Genomic DNA, 14,058 nt, shown 5'->3' with positions numbered 1-14,058 from the left:
GGCACGCTGTTGAGTTCTCAAGGAACGGACGCTTCCTTTGTACTCACCCGAGAGACTCTCTCAGGCTTTCCTCCGGGCGCTTCCCTTCGGTGTTTTTTCTGTTCTTGCGTTTCCAACTCTACCAGATCCGTTTTCCGTTCCGTTCCCGGTTCGGATTTCAATTCCGGTGGCCGTTGGGGGCCTTTGCCTTTCGGCGGTTCCGACTTTATCAGAAGTTTTCGGCCGGTCTGACCGGCTCAACTTTCCGAGTGATCGGGAGTGGCCTCTGAATTGATGTAATTCAAGAAGCAGGCAGATATTAACTGCCGCCGCTGGAGCTGTCCAGCTCTAGGCAACTGTTCGAATCTACCTCCCCGGATCCGTCGTGTCAACGACTTTTCTGGGGCGACGAGGAGACTAGCAGGTCAGAGGCGACGTGCGCACATCACGCAGCGGTGGGGACCGTGGCGCTGCGCTCGGCCTCGTCGACGTCGCCGATCTCGCCCGCGCGTGCGGCCCTGCCCCCGAGGACGTACACGTACGCGAGGAATGCCAGCTCAGCGATGACGCCTATGCCGATGCGGGCCCAGGTGGGCAGGCTTGAGGGGGTCACGAAGCCCTCTATGGCTCCGGAGATCAGCAGAACGAGGGCCAGCCCGATCGCCATGCCCAGAGCGGCGCGGCCCTCTTCGGCCATCGCTGTGCGCCGCGTGCGCGGGCCCGGGTCTATGAGCGTCCAGCCGAGGCGCAGGCCCGTGCCGGCCGCTACGAAGACAGCGGTCAGTTCCAGGAGGCCGTGCGGCAGGACGAGCCCCAGGAAGGTGTCCAAGCGGCCCGCGGAGGACATCAGGCCGATGCCGACGCCGAGGTTCAGCATGTTCTGGAAGAGGATCCAGATGACAGGGAAGCAGAGGAAGGCACCCAGGACCAGGCACATCGCCGCCGCCTGGGCGTTGTTCGTCCACACCTGGGCGGCGAACGACGCGGCCGGGTTGCTGGAGTAGTACGTCTCGTACTCGCCCCCGGGGCGGGTGAGATCGCGCAGTTCGGAGGGGGCCGCTATGGAGGACTGGACTTCCGGGTGCGTGCCTATCCACCAGCCGAGCACGGCGGCCAGGACCGCGGACAGCAGCGCCGTCGGCACCCACCAGTGACGGGAGCGGTAGACCGCCGCGGGGAAACCGTGCGTCAGGAAGCGCGTCGCGTCTCTCCACGAGGCACGGCGCGTTCCCGTCACGGCGCTGCGCGCGCGTGCCACCAGCTGAGTGAGCCGACCGGTCAGCTGGGGGTCCGGGGCGCTGGACTGGATCAGCGAGAGGTGTGTGGCCGTGCGCTGGTAGAGGGCGACCAGTTCGTCGGCCTCCGGCCCGGTGAGGCGGCGCTGGCGGCGCAGCAGGGCGTCGAGGCGGTCCCATTCGGCCCGGTGGGCGGTCACGAAGACGTCGAGGTCCATCGGGTCGGCTGCTCCTCGGCTTCTCGTCCTGCTGCTTCTCGTACTGCCTGCTGCTTCTCGTATCGCTACTTCTCGTACTGCTTACTGCTTCTCGTATCGCCGCCGCGGTGACGCTGCTGCCGCGGTGACGCGATCCGGGGTCACTTTGGGCACGATCCATAGTCAGCTTGGCAGACTGGCGGTTCCGGGGCGGCTATGAGGATGGGCGGCGGGCGTGAACGATCTGGTGACAGGCGAGGCGGTGGCGCTCGAGCTGCGTCCCGCGAAGCTGCCGAGCCGTGCCCTTGCCGTGCTCATCGACATGGTCGTCGCCTGGTCTGCCTACCTGGCCGTGACGCTCGGTCTCCTCGCCGCGGCGGGATCGCTCGACGACGCGGCCGTCGCGGCGATCGCGGTGTCGACGTTCGTCCTGGTCCTCGTCGGTGTGCCGATCGCGGTGGAGACGCTCAGCCAGGGACGTTCGCTCGGGAAGCTGGCGTGCGGGCTGCGGGTGGTGCGGGACGACGGCGGGCCGATCCGGTTCCGGCACGCGCTGGTGCGCGGGGCCGTCGGGGTCGTCGAGATCCTGATGACGTTCGGGGTCGTCGCCTGCATCGCGTCCCTGGTGTCGGCGCGCGGGCGACGGCTCGGGGACGTGTTCGCGGGAACGCTCGTCGTTCGGGAACGGGTGCCGACGAGCCGGACCGAGCACGTGCCCGCGCCGCCGCCGTGGCTGGTGGGGCGGTTCACCGAACTGGACCTGTCCGCGGTCCCGGACGCGCTGTGGCTGGCCGTACGCCAGTACCTGACGCGGATGGGGCAGCTGGATCCCCAGGTCGGCTGGGCGATGGCGGAGCGGCTCGCGAGCGACCTGGTGGCACGGACCGGCGCCCCCGCGCCGGAGGGCGTGCCCCCGGCCGCCTTCCTCGCCGCGGTCGTGCAGGAACGACAGGCCCGCGAGGCACGGCGGGCGTTCGGCACCGCGGGCGCGCCCGGCCTCGCGGCCGGTTCCGACTTCTCGGCCGCTCCCGGCCCCACCGGGTTTCCAAGGCCCACGAACGCCTTCGAGGCCCCGCCCGCTCCCGGCGTCTCCCCGGCGGCGCCCCCTCCGTCTCGTACGCCCCCCACGTCCCCGCAGCCTTACGCACCCCCAGCGCCGCAAGAAGCGCAAGCACCTCAGGTACCGCAAGCACCGCAAGCACCTCAGGCACCCGAGTCCCCCGCCCGCCCCGCGACGGGGTTCGTGCCGCCCGCCTAGACCTGTCGCGGCGAGCGTCAGGCGAAGACCGACGGCGGTGACTCGAGGTTCTCCAACTCGATGCCGGGGGCCGCGAGGACGACGTCGCCGGTGAGGTGGACGGCGTGCTGCTCCCCCGTGTCCAGGGCGGTGACCTGGTATGCGTCCACGGTCAGCGGGCCGTTGTCAGTGGCGTGTGCTTCTCTCTTCAGCAGGGCCCAGGACTGGTCGAGAGTGCGGGGGGCGAGGACGGGGTCCGTGAAGGCGACCAGGCGTACGCGTGTCGCGGGGGCAGCGGGGGCGAGCCGCAGCAGCCGTGCCGTGGCGACGAGGAAGGCGGGGGACATGCCGGTGAACGCGTGGGCGGGAGCGCTGTTCTCGGTGGCGTGCGCGCCGGAGGCGTCGGTGCGGACCCAGGTCACGCCGTCGAGGGCGGCCGCGCGCACCTGCCAGTCGCCGGCGTGCAGTTCCAGACGGAGGGGGCGGCCGAGTTCGTCGAGGGCCAGATCGACGGAGCCCTGGTGATCGCCCGAGGGGGCGGTGCGCCGGGCGACATAGCGCCAGCCGGAGGGGCCGGGGGCGCACTGGAAGTGTTCCTCACCGAGGGGGGTGTGATCGTGCGGATCGTGCAGCGAATATCGGCCGCGGGGCATGGTGCGTGGTCCTTGTCGGGGGACGGGGCGTAGGGCCGCCGGAGCCGGGGCCGCTACGGAGGCAGGCCCCCGCCGAGGTGGGCGAGGGCCTGCTGGGGCGTACTGCCGGGCGGCCTGCTGCTCCCTGACCGGGAGCCGGCGACGGGGACGGACGGGTCCGTCACCGTTGCCGGTGCCGCTGTCGGATCAGTAGCGGATCAGTAGCGGTAGTGGTCCGGCTTGAAGGGACCCTCGACCTCGACGCCGATGTACGAGGCCTGCTCGGGGCGGAGCTTCGTCAGCTTCACGCCGAGGGAGTCCAGGTGGAGGCGGGCGACCTTCTCGTCGAGGTGCTTGGGCAGCACGTAGACGCCGATCGGGTACTCCTCCTGCTTGGTGAACAGCTCGATCTGGGCCAGCGTCTGGTCCGCGAAGGAGTTGGACATCACGAAGGAGGGGTGACCGGTAGCGTTGCCCAGGTTCAGCAGGCGGCCCTCGGACAGGACGATGAGGACCTTGCCCTCGGGGAACTTCCAGGTGTGGACCTGCGGCTTGACCTCGTCCTTGACGATGCCGGGGATGGCGGCGAGGCCGGCCATGTCGATCTCGTTGTCGAAGTGGCCGATGTTGCCCACGATCGCCTGGTGCTTCATCTTGGCCATGTCCGAGGCCATGATGATGTCCTTGTTGCCGGTCGTAGTGATGAAAATGTCGGCCGTCTCGACGACCTCGTCGAGCGTGGTGACCTGGTAGCCGTCCATCGCCGCCTGTAGGGCGCAGATCGGGTCGATCTCGGTGACGATCACGCGGGCGCCCTGGCCGCGCAGGGACTCCGCGCAGCCCTTGCCCACGTCGCCGTAGCCGCAGATGACCGCGGTCTTGCCGCCGATGAGGACGTCGGTGGCGCGGTTGATGCCGTCGACCAGCGAGTGGCGGCAGCCGTACTTGTTGTCGAACTTCGACTTGGTGACGGCGTCGTTGACGTTGATCGCCGGGAACAGGAGGGTGCCGTCGCGCTGCATCTCGTACAGACGGTGGACGCCGGTCGTGGTCTCCTCGGTGACACCGCGGATCTCCGAGGAGACCTGGGTCCACTTCTGCGGGTTCTCGGCCAGCGTGCGGTGCAGGACCTGGAGGATGACGCGGTGCTCGTCGTTCTCGGCGGTCTCGACGGCGGGGACCTTGCCGTCCTTCTCGTACTGGACGCCGAGGTGGACGAGCATGGTGGCGTCGCCGCCGTCGTCCAGGATCATGTTCGGGCCGCCGGTCGGCGAGTTCGGCCAGGTCAGGGCCTGCTCGGTGCACCACCAGTACTCTTCGAGGGTCTCGCCCTTCCAGGCGAAGACCGGGATGCCCTGGGGGTTGTCCGGGGTGCCGTTCGGACCGACGGCGATGGCCGCGGCGGCGTGGTCCTGGGTCGAGAAGATGTTGCAGGAGACCCAGCGGACCTCGGCGCCGAGGGCGACCAGGGTCTCGATGAGGACGGCGGTCTGCACGGTCATGTGCAGCGAGCCCATGATGCGGGCGCCGGCCAGGGGCTGGCTGGCGGCGAATTCCTTGCGGATCGCCATCAGGCCGGGCATCTCGTGCTCGGCGAGGGTGATCTCCTTGCGGCCGAAGTCGGCGAGGGAGAGGTCGGCGACCTTGAAGTCTTGGCCGTTGACGGCAGTCATTGAGAGCTGCTCCTCGTGGTAGATCGAGGGTGGGCATGGCTGACCTGCGGCGTCGGGGCACAGAGCGGCACCGGCGCGCGCAGTGCAGTCCGTCGGAGGCCCTCTCTCCCTCGGCCGGTTCAGGTGCGAACCGCCCGACCGCCATCAGCAGCGACGTCTGGCACTGTCACGAATCTACACCGATTGGCCCAGTGAGCCCCAGCCCACCCGGTGCGAGTGTGGCCGGATCGACGTCGGCGCGGAGGTCAGTGGGTGTCGCCCTGCGGGCCGCCGGGGGTCTTCGCCGGGTTGGTGCCCGCCGCTGCCGCCGCCTCGCTGTATATGTCCGGCTCGAGGTAGATGACGCGGGCGATGGGGACCGCCTCGCGGATGCGGGCCTCCGCGGCGTTGATGGCGTCGGCGATCTCCCTGGCCGTGTCGTCGTGCTGGACGGCGATCTTGGCGGCGACGAGGAGTTCCTCGGGGCCGAGGTGGAGCGTACGCATGTGGATCACGCCGGTGACGGTGTCGCCGTCGACGAGGGCGTGCTCGATCCTGGCGACCTCTTCGGTGCCCGCGGACTCGCCGAGCAGCAGCGACTTGGTCTCGGCGGCGAGCACGATCGCGATGGCGATGAGCAGCACACCGATGCACAGCGTGCCGATGCCGTCCCACACGCCGTCGCCGGTGGCGAGCGCGAGGCCGACACCGCCGAGCGCCAGGACCAGGCCGACGAGCGCGCCGAGGTCCTCGAGGAGCACGACCGGCAGCTCCGGCGCCTTCGCCCGGCGCACGAACTGCGTCCAGGTGAGCTTGCCGCGCAGGGCGTTGGACTCCTTGATGGCCGTGCGGAAGGAGAAGGACTCCGCGATGATCGCGAAGACCAGCACACCGACCGGCCAGTACCAGTGCTCGATCTCGTGCGGGTGCTTGATCTTCTCGTAGCCCTCGTAGATGGCGAACATGCCGCCGACGGAGAACAGCACGATGGAGACCAGGAACGCGTAGATGTAGCGCTCGCGGCCGTAGCCGAAGGGGTGCTGCGGGGTCGCCTCGCGCTGTGCCTTCTTGCCGCCGACGAGCAGCAGCCCCTGGTTGCCGGAGTCGGCGAGCGAGTGCACGCTCTCCGCGAGCATCGACGACGAGCCACTGAAGAGGAACGCCACGAACTTCGCCACCGCGATCGCGAGGTTGGCGGCCAGTGCCGCCACGATCGCCTTTGTTCCGCCTGACGCACTCATGTGTGCCCGAATTCCCTTCGCCTGCGTGATTACTACTCGTTGCGCGGACTACTCGTCACGCGCCACTGTCGCCGCGCACGACCACCGCCGCGCACGACTACCCGTAACGCGCCACTACCCGCTGCGCGCGGCCCGGCACCTGATGGCCCGGCCTGTGCGGTGGGTCATTGTTGCAGTACGGGACGCGTGGGGTGGTTCAAGCCACCACAGTGGCGCGGAAGACCGTGCCGGTGCCGGACACTTCGGCCTTTTCACCCGCGGGGACGAACACGGACTGTCCGGGCGACAGGGCGATGTCGCCCGCGCGCGCCGTGCCCGCGGTACAGAGCAGGATCTGCGGGGTCCCGGCGGTGAGGTCGTGGGCGGCGGCGCCCTCGGTCAGGACGAAGCGGGAGAGACGGAACTCGTCGGTCGGGGTGTCGTAGACCTCCTCGCCGCCCGGGGTGCCCGCCGCGGCAGCGGCCGGTGTCGCGACGGGGCGCAGGACACCGGGGTCGGTGGCCTCGAAGCGGACGATGCGCAGGAGTTCGGGTACGTCGACGTGCTTGGGCGTCAGGCCGCAGCGCAGCACGTTGTCCGAGTTGGCCATGATCTCCACGCCGAGGCCGTCGAGGTAGGCGTGCGGGACGCCTGCGCCGAGGAACAGGGCCTCGCCGGGCTGGAGCCGGACGTGGTTGAGGAGCATCGCGGCGATGACGCCGGGGTCGCCGGGGTAGTCGCGGGCGATGGCGGCGTACGGGGCGTAGACGCCGCCGATGCGCTCGGCGGCGGCCGCGGCCGCCGCGACCGTCTTCGCCATGTCGTCGGGGTCGGCGGTGAGCACGGCCGTGAGGACCTCGCGCAGCGCGCTCTCTTCGGGCTTGGCGTGCAGCAGGTCGACGTACGGCACGAGGGAGTCGACGCCGAGGCCCGAGAGCAGTTCGGCGGCGTCGTCGGGGGCGCGGAAGCCGCACAGCCCGTCGAAGGGCGTGAGCGCGCAGATCAGCTCGGGCTTGTGGTTGGCGTCCTTGTAGTTGCGGTGCGGGGCGTCGACGGGGACGCCGCGGCGCTGCTCGTCCTCGTACCCGTCCGCCGCTTCCTCGCGGTTGGGGTGCACCTGGAGGGAGAGCGGGGCGCCCGCGGCGAGGATCTTCAGGAGGAAGGGGAGGCGCGGGCCGAACTTGGCGACGGCGCGCGGGCCCAGCTCGCGCGCCGGGTCCTCGTCGATCACTTCGTCGAGCGGGCCGCGCTCGGTGCGCGAGGGTGCGCCCGGGTGGGCGCCCATCCACATCTCGGCCTGCGGCTCGCCGGTCGGCTCGGTGCCGAGCAGCTCCGGGATGGCGGTGGTGGAGCCCCAGGCGTAGGGGCGGACGGTGTTGGTGAGGCGGTCCACGGAGAGGGTCTCCCTTACGGATGCGTGCGGGTGCGCGGGGTCGGGCGCGGGGCGGGGGGTGCCACGCCGGTGCCGGTGGGCGTGGCGCCAACGGTGACCGCAGCCGGGCCTGGCCCGGTGGCCAGGCCTTGGCCACGGGTGCCCACGCCGGTGCCGGTGCCGGTGCCTACGCCGGTGCCGGTGCCGGTGCCCACGCAAGTGGCCGCGACGAAGCCGGTGCCGAGGCGCAGACCCGTAGCCGCACGCGTACTTGCGCCCGTACTCGTACCCGTACGTGTACTTGCCCCCGTACTCGTACCCGTACCGACACCACCGCGCTGACGGCCCCGAACCGCCCGGGCCCACCGACGCCGCGCCGCCCCGTGGCCTGCCCCCGTGCCGCCGGGCGGTGGCACGGTCATGATCCGTCTCCGGAGGCGAGCGTCAGGTAAACGGCGGTGAAATCCGTGATGGCGATCAGTTCGGCGAGGCGCTCCAGGTCGCTGCCGTCCGCGGGTTCCAGCTCGCTGAGCGCGACGTCGTGGCTGTGGACGAGCTCGCGCACCGCGGGTGCCGCGGTGAGCCCGCCGAGGTCGGCGGGCTGTTCGCGGAGCAGGACCGCGCGGGGGCGCAGCAGGGGCGGTTCCTCGACGCGGTCGCGGAAGAAGTCGTCGCTGTCGGCGGCGCCCGACGGGCCGCCCGCGAGCAGCGCGGCATGCGCGGCCAGCGCCTCCGGCAGCTCAGCGGTGAGCGCGGGGTGCCCCGCGAGCTCGGCGAGCGCGGCGGCGAAGCGGCGGCCCGCCGTGCCCGCTGCGTGGCCCTCGGTCCAGATCAGGGGCAGGGACTCGGAGAGCTCGGCGGCGAGGGTCTTCGCGGGGTTGCTGTACGTCGCGATGGCGGGGCCGCAGCGCTCGGCGACGGCATCCAGGCGGTCGGCGACCTTGTGCAGCGTGTCCGCGGGGGCGGCGACCAGGCCGGTGCGGTCGAGGAGGACGAGCAGCGGGGTGAGCAGCGCCCACAGGGTGCCGGGGGCGGCCGCGGGGGCTTCCGGCGCGTCGTTGTGCGGGGAGGTCGGAGGGCCGCTGTCGTCCGGCACGCGATGGGCCGCGCCCACCGTGACGGGGCCCTGCGGGGTCGCGGATCCCGGCGGGGACGCGGGGTCCCCCTGGGCGGGGGCGGCGGAGTCGTCGCGCGCGAGGAGGCGGCTGTCCGCCTCGCCGTACGGCGTCGCGGGCGCGGTCCCTCCGTACGCGGCCACACCCGGCGCCACCGCCATCGGGACGGCGAGGCCGTGCGAACCGGCCACGCCTTCGGTGAGGGGGGAGCGGGCCGGTGCGACCGCGACGACGGTGCAGCCGCGGCGGTAGGCCTGCTCGGCGAGGAGCGTCAGGCCTGGTTCCGTGCCGTCGGGGGTGACGATGAGCAGCAGGTCGACGGGGCCCGTCCAGCCCGGCAGCGCCCAGCGCAGGGCGCCGGCCGCGGGCGCCACGCCGGTGGGGGCGAGGCGGACGACGGGGCAGCCGGTGCCCGCGAGGGCGCCGACGATGTCGGCGACGCCGGTGGCCGCGGTGCCGGGGCCCGCGATCAGGACGGCGCGGGGGCGGCCGTCGGGCTCCAGCTCCGTGAGGCCGGACTCCGTGGCGTGCCGTACCGCGGTCCGTACGCGGGCGCCTGCTTCGGCGGCGCCGCGCAGCAGATCGTGCAGGTCGGCTCGGGCCAGGGCCTCGGGGGCGTCGAGGAGCGACTCGTCGAGCATGGGGGCGGCCTCCGATCGCCGTGCGCGGCAGGGGTGTCCCTTCCAGGGTGCCCCTTCTCAGCTCGTCATCCGGGGCGGCGGGCCTCGTCGACCAGGAGGACGGGGATGTCGTCGCGGACCGGGTAGGCCAGGCCGCAGTCGGTGCCCTCTGCCGTGCAGATCAGCTCGGTGTCCGTCTCCTTGAGGGGGGCGTGGCAGGCCGGGCAGGCGAGGATCTCCAGGAGGCCGGCTTCGAGCGGCATGTGCGGGTCCCTTCGGGGTGGGGCGGACGGGGGTGTGGCCTGGTCAGCGTACCGCTGGGGGCAGGGGCGGGCCCCGGGGGAGGCCGGGCCGCGCCCCTGCCTCCCCCAGGTCCCGGGGGCTCAGCCCCTGATGATCTTCAAGGCCTCGTCGCGTACGCGGTGCATCGTGGGTTCGTCGCGGGCCTCGACGTTGAGGCGGAGGAGGGGCTCGGTGTTGGAGGCGCGGACGTTGAACCACCAGTCGGCGGCGGTGACGGTCAGGCCGTCGAGTTCGTCGATGGTGACGCCGTCCTGGGTCTCGTACGCGGTCCTGATGGCGGCGAGACGCGCCGTCTGGTCGTCCACCGTGGAGTTGATCTCGCCGGAGCCGGCGTAGCGGTCGTACTGCGCGACGAGGGCGGACAGCGGGCCGTCCTGGCCGCCGAGAGCCGCGAGCACGTGCAGGGCGGCCAGCATGCCCGTGTCCGCGTTCCAGAAGTCCCGGAAGTAGTAGTGCGCGGAGTGCTCGCCTCCGAAGATGGCGCCGGTCTTGGCCATCTCCTCCTTGATGAAGGAGTGGCCCACGCGCGTGCGCACGGGCGTGCCGCCGTTCTCGCGGACGACCTCGGGGACCGACCAGGAGGTGATCAGGTTGTGGATGACCGTGCCCGAGCCGCCGTGCTTGGCGAGCTCGCGGGCCGCGACCAGGGCGGTGATCGCGGACGGGGAGACCGGGGCGCCGTCCCCGTCGACGACGAAGCAGCGGTCGGCGTCGCCGTCGAAGGCGATGCCGAGGTCGGCGCCCTCGGCGCGCACGCGCTCCTGGAGGTCGACGATGTTCGCCGGGTCGAGCGGGTTGGCCTCGTGGTTGGGGAAGGTGCCGTCGAGCTCGAAGTACATCGGTACGAGGGTGAGGGGCAGGCCCTCGAAGACGGTGGGGACGGTGTGGCCGCCCATGCCGTTGCCCGCGTCGACGACGACCTTCAGGGGGCGGCTGGCGGTGAGGTCCACGAGGCCCCGCAGATGCGCCGCGTAGTCCTTGAGGGTGTCGCGGCTCGTCAGCGTGCCGGGGGTCGCCGCGGGCTCGGGGGCGCCCTCCTCGGACCAGCGCTCCACCAGGGCGCGGATGTCCGCGAGGCCGGTGTCCTGGCCGACCGGGGCGGCACCGGCGCGGCACATCTTGATGCCGTTGTACTGGGCGGGGTTGTGCGACGCCGTGAACATGGCGCCCGGCAGGTCCAGCGCGCCGGAGGCGTAGTAGAGCTGGTCCGTCGAGCAGAGGCCGATCTCCGTGACGTCGACGCCGAGGGCCGCCGCGCCGCGCGCGAAGGCGCGGGACAGGCCGGGCGACGAGGGCCGCATGTCGTGTCCGACGACGATCGCGTCCGCGCCCGTGACCCGGACGAAGGCGGCGCCGAACAGCTCCGCGAGCGACTCGTCCCACTGGTCCGGGACCACCCCGCGCACGTCGTACGCCTTCACGAGCTGGGACAGATCAGCAGTCACGGCCAACCCTCTCTGCAAGGTTCTGGGAGCTCGGCAAGCCCTCGTCGGTGGCAACAAACTACCCGGAACGCCGCGAAGGAAGCGGACTCAGGGCAGCATCCACCCGAGCACCGCCGTGCTCTGGCCGACGACGACGAGGCACATCACCAGGAGCAGCCCGACGCTCCAGGGCAGGACCTTGCGCAGCAGGTCGCCCTCCTTGCCGGCGAGCCCGACCGCCGCGCAGGCGATGGTCAGGTTCTGCGGGGAGATCATCTTTCCGAGGACACCGCCCGAGCTGTTGGCAGCGGCGAGCAGCTCGGGCGAGAGCCCCGACTGCTCGGCGGCGGTCACCTGGAGGGAGCCGAACAGGGCGTTGGCGGAGGTGTCGGACCCGGTGACGGCGACGCCGAACCAGCCGAGCACCGGCGACAGGAAGGCCAGGCCGGAACCCGCGTCGGCCACGAGGTGCCCGATGGTGGCGGCCTGTCCCGAGAGGTTCATCACGTACGCGAGCGCCAGGACGCTGGTCACGGTGAGGATCGCGAACCGCAGCTCGCGCACGGTCGCCGCCCACTCCCGCGCCGCCACGCGCGCGTGGACGCCGAGTACGGCCGCCGTGCCGGCACCGGCGAGCAGGACGAGGGTGCCGCCGGTGGACACCAGCGGCAGCGCGAGGACGTTGCCGCCGACCGGGTCGCCCGCGGGGTCGCCGACGTCCAGGAAGGGCCAGTCGACGGTGCGCGTGGCCCGGGCGAGGAAGTCCTTGACGGGCGGGATCTGGGCGATGGAGAAGATCACGACGATCAGGGCGTACGGGGTGTAGGCGCGCACGACGTCCGCGCGCGGGTCGTCGTGGTCCAGGTCGTCGCTGCGGGCGCCGGTGAGGACCGCGGCGCGCACCGGCTCGGCGGCGGGTCTGCGGGCGCCCGGCACTGCGACGAGCGCCCCCGCGCCCGCCAAGGCGGCGGCGATGTCGGCCAGTTGCGCGGAGACGTAGTTGGACGCCGCGAACTGCGCGGCCGCGAAGGCGAGTCCGCACACCGCGGCGGGCACCCAGGTCTCCCTGAGCCCGCGCGCGCCGTCCACCAGGGCGACGAGGAGCAGCGGCACGACGAGGGCGAGCAGTGGCGTCTGGCGGCCCACCACGGTGGCCACGGTGTCCAGCGGCAGGCCTGTGACCTGGGCGAGTGTCACCACGGGGGTGCCCATCGCGCCGAAGGCCACCGGCGCGGTGTTGGCGACGAGGGCGACGACCGCGGCGCGTACCGGGTCGAAGCCGAGCGCCACCAGCATCACCGAGCAGATCGCGACCGGCGCACCGAAGCCCGCGAGGGCTTCCAGGAGCGCGCCGAAGCAGAAGGCGATGACGAGCGCCTGGATGCGCGGGTCGTCGGAGAGCCGCCCGAAGGAGCGGCGCAGGATGTCGAAGTGCCGGGTGCGGACGGTCATCCGGTACACCCACAGGGCGTTGACGACGATCCACAGGATGGGGAAGAGCCCGAAGACGGCGCCCTGCGCGGCGCTGGACGCGGTCTGACCGAGCGGCATGCCGTACCCGAGCCAGGCCACGGCGGCGGCGACGCCGAGGCCGATGAGCCCGGCGCGGTGGGCCTTCATGCGGACGGCGCCGAGGAGGACCAGGGCGGTCAGGAGGGGCAGGGTCGCGACCAGCGCGGACAGGCCGAGCGAGTCGCCCACGGGCTCCAGTTCCTGCACGAACACGGGCGCCTCCACGGACGATCCGCCGATCATGAATGGCGAAATCGTCGTGGCACGGCACATGGGCGTCAACGCCCTTGGCGGAAAACCCGTGCAGAGGGGCTCGGGGAGGGCCCCGGCCTCAGTTGTCCGGTGAGCGCAGCACCCGCAGGTGGCCGCGGCGCGCGACCTCCATCGGGTCGGCCCCGCGGGGCCCGCTGCCGCCGGCCTCCGCGGCCCGCTCCTGCGGACGCGCCGCCTCCCGCACCGCGTTGGCGAGCGCTTCGAGGTCGTCGCCGCTGGGGCGGGCGGGTCCCGAGCCGTCGGCGAGGCGCACGACTTCCCAGCCGCGCGGCGCGGTGAGGCGCTCGGAGTGCTCGGCGCACAGGTCGTAGCAGTGGGGTTCGGCGTAGGTGGCGAGGGGGCCGAGGACCGCGGTCGAGTCGGCGTAGACGTACGTCAGCGTCGCGACGGCGGGACGGCCGCAAGCGGTGCGCGAACAGCGACGTACAGGGCTCACGACGTTGGACGGTACCGCACTCTTGAGCGGGCCGCGACGACTCTCCCCGAGGTCACTCCCCCGTGTCGTGCTGTGGTACCGCGCCCGACGGCATCCGTGGACGCGCCCGCTGACCTGCGTGGACGCAAGAGGCCAGTGGGTCGTGCGGTGTTGGGCCCGATCACTACATGGTGCAAATCCTGCCAATCGAAGCGAGCTCGGCGGTCCCGGAGAGATACACAATCGAGCCCAAGCTTGGCCGGAATGGTCAGGAAGCGACATGCCACGCTCCGTACGGAAAGGGCGATCTCGGGGACTACGCTTCCCCAGTGATGGAAGACCCCGTACCGCCCCGCCCCACCGAGCCGGGGCCCCGCCGGCGCGACCGCCACGGCAGGGGCATGCGCGGCCCCGTCGCGCCTCCCCAGGTGCCGCTCTCGGCGAGCCGCGCGGAGGCGTTCACGGACCTGGTGCAGGACTCCGTGGAGCGTCTCGAGCGGCGCTGGCCGCAGCTCACCGAGATCGACTTCCTGGTGCTCGACGTGCCGCCCACCGTGTCCCGTGACGCGGGTGCCGCCGCCGACGCCGGTGACGAGGGGTGGGAGACCGACGCCGTGCCGCTCGGCGGCACGATCACGCCCTCCGACGGCAGGCCGGCCCGGGTCGTCATCTACCGGCGGCCCGTCGAGATCCGCACCAAGGGGCGGGACGAGCGGGCCGCGCTGGTCCACGAAGTGGTCGTGGAGCAGGTGGCGGAGCTGCTCGGGCTCTCGCCGGAGTCGGTGGATCCGCGCTACGGCGAGGAGTAGGGCGGCCGCCTCCTATCCGGTTGTCCGGGCCGCACGTCCGGAGCCCCGCCGCACCGGCCGGAC

The 14,058-nt window shown here is 72.1% G+C and carries 12 protein-coding genes; 2 read left to right on the top strand and 10 right to left on the bottom strand.

The window, feature by feature from the left end:
• Positions 1-424: 424 nt before the first annotated feature.
• On the bottom strand, positions 425-1,432 hold the full coding sequence (locus tag ACH4DX_RS23775) for a stage II sporulation protein M (RefSeq protein WP_398156576.1): 1,008 nt from the start codon (positions 1,430-1,432) through the stop codon (positions 425-427).
• A 214-nt stretch (positions 1,433-1,646) separates the two neighbouring features.
• Here ACH4DX_RS23775 and ACH4DX_RS23770 point away from each other — a divergent pair, with 214 nt between their 5' ends.
• Positions 1,647-2,669 (top strand): RDD family protein, encoded by a 1,023-nt coding sequence (locus ACH4DX_RS23770; protein ID WP_398156575.1) that lies wholly within the window; start codon positions 1,647-1,649, stop codon positions 2,667-2,669.
• Positions 2,670-2,686: 17 nt separating this feature from the next.
• Here ACH4DX_RS23770 and ACH4DX_RS23765 read toward each other — a convergent pair whose 3' ends face one another.
• The 9 genes from ACH4DX_RS23765 to ACH4DX_RS23725 all read right to left on the bottom strand — a co-directional run bounded on the left by ACH4DX_RS23765 (position 2,687) and on the right by ACH4DX_RS23725 (position 13,207).
• Complete coding sequence (locus tag ACH4DX_RS23765) at positions 2,687-3,301, bottom strand: hypothetical protein (RefSeq protein ID WP_398156574.1); 615 nt, start codon at positions 3,299-3,301, stop codon at positions 2,687-2,689.
• A 197-nt stretch (positions 3,302-3,498) separates the two neighbouring features.
• Entirely contained in the window at positions 3,499-4,953 is a 1,455-nt protein-coding gene (ahcY, locus tag ACH4DX_RS23760) for an adenosylhomocysteinase (RefSeq protein WP_398156573.1), read from the bottom strand.
• A gap of 245 nt (positions 4,954-5,198) precedes the next feature.
• Complete coding sequence (locus ACH4DX_RS23755; protein WP_398156572.1) at positions 5,199-6,173, bottom strand: cation diffusion facilitator family transporter; 975 nt, start codon at positions 6,171-6,173, stop codon at positions 5,199-5,201.
• Between the two features lie 196 nt (positions 6,174-6,369).
• Complete coding sequence (gene manA, locus ACH4DX_RS23750) at positions 6,370-7,545, bottom strand: mannose-6-phosphate isomerase, class I (protein WP_398156571.1); 1,176 nt, start codon at positions 7,543-7,545, stop codon at positions 6,370-6,372.
• Between the two features lie 397 nt (positions 7,546-7,942).
• The gene (locus tag ACH4DX_RS23745) at positions 7,943-9,280 is read right to left on the bottom strand and encodes an SIS domain-containing protein (RefSeq protein ID WP_398123993.1); all 1,338 of its coding nucleotides are present in this window, start codon (positions 9,278-9,280) and stop codon (positions 7,943-7,945) included.
• A gap of 65 nt (positions 9,281-9,345) precedes the next feature.
• Positions 9,346-9,522: a Trm112 family protein gene (locus tag ACH4DX_RS23740; protein ID WP_398123994.1), complete on the bottom strand. Its 177-nt coding sequence runs from the start codon at positions 9,520-9,522 to the stop codon at positions 9,346-9,348.
• Positions 9,523-9,642: 120 nt separating this feature from the next.
• Complete coding sequence (locus tag ACH4DX_RS23735) at positions 9,643-11,007, bottom strand: phosphomannomutase/phosphoglucomutase (protein WP_398123995.1); 1,365 nt, start codon at positions 11,005-11,007, stop codon at positions 9,643-9,645.
• Between the two features lie 87 nt (positions 11,008-11,094).
• Positions 11,095-12,711 (bottom strand): L-lactate permease, encoded by a 1,617-nt coding sequence (locus ACH4DX_RS23730; RefSeq protein WP_398156602.1) that lies wholly within the window; start codon positions 12,709-12,711, stop codon positions 11,095-11,097.
• Between the two features lie 118 nt (positions 12,712-12,829).
• The gene (locus ACH4DX_RS23725) at positions 12,830-13,207 is read right to left on the bottom strand and encodes a DUF3499 domain-containing protein (RefSeq protein ID WP_030572613.1); all 378 of its coding nucleotides are present in this window, start codon (positions 13,205-13,207) and stop codon (positions 12,830-12,832) included.
• A 311-nt stretch (positions 13,208-13,518) separates the two neighbouring features.
• Here ACH4DX_RS23725 and ACH4DX_RS23720 point away from each other — a divergent pair, with 311 nt between their 5' ends.
• Positions 13,519-13,995: a metallopeptidase family protein gene (locus ACH4DX_RS23720; protein ID WP_398124011.1), complete on the top strand. Its 477-nt coding sequence runs from the start codon at positions 13,519-13,521 to the stop codon at positions 13,993-13,995.
• The last annotated feature ends 63 nt before the right edge of the window (positions 13,996-14,058 follow it).

The sequence above is a fragment of the Streptomyces sp. NPDC017940 genome (genome assembly GCF_044328435.1).
GTDB lineage: Bacteria > Actinomycetota > Actinomycetes > Streptomycetales > Streptomycetaceae > Streptomyces.
Note: the sequence above shows the minus strand (reverse complement) of the source record. Positions and strands in the feature narration are given on the sequence as shown.

Excerpts from the sequence above, each read along its gene's own strand:
- ACH4DX_RS23775 (WP_398156576.1), bottom strand. The coding sequence starts at position 1,432 with ATGGACCTCGACGTCTTCGTGACCGCCCACCGGGCCGAATGGGACCGC.
- ACH4DX_RS23765 (WP_398156574.1), bottom strand. The coding sequence starts at position 3,301 with ATGCCCCGCGGCCGATATTCGCTGCACGATCCGCACGATCACACCCCC.
- ahcY (WP_398156573.1), bottom strand. The coding sequence starts at position 4,953 with ATGACTGCCGTCAACGGCCAAGACTTCAAGGTCGCCGACCTCTCCCTC.
- ACH4DX_RS23755 (WP_398156572.1), bottom strand. The coding sequence starts at position 6,173 with ATGAGTGCGTCAGGCGGAACAAAGGCGATCGTGGCGGCACTGGCCGCC.
- ACH4DX_RS23745 (WP_398123993.1), bottom strand. The coding sequence starts at position 9,280 with ATGCTCGACGAGTCGCTCCTCGACGCCCCCGAGGCCCTGGCCCGAGCC.
- ACH4DX_RS23740 (WP_398123994.1), bottom strand. The coding sequence starts at position 9,522 with ATGCCGCTCGAAGCCGGCCTCCTGGAGATCCTCGCCTGCCCGGCCTGC.
- ACH4DX_RS23720 (WP_398124011.1), top strand. The coding sequence starts at position 13,519 with ATGGAAGACCCCGTACCGCCCCGCCCCACCGAGCCGGGGCCCCGCCGG.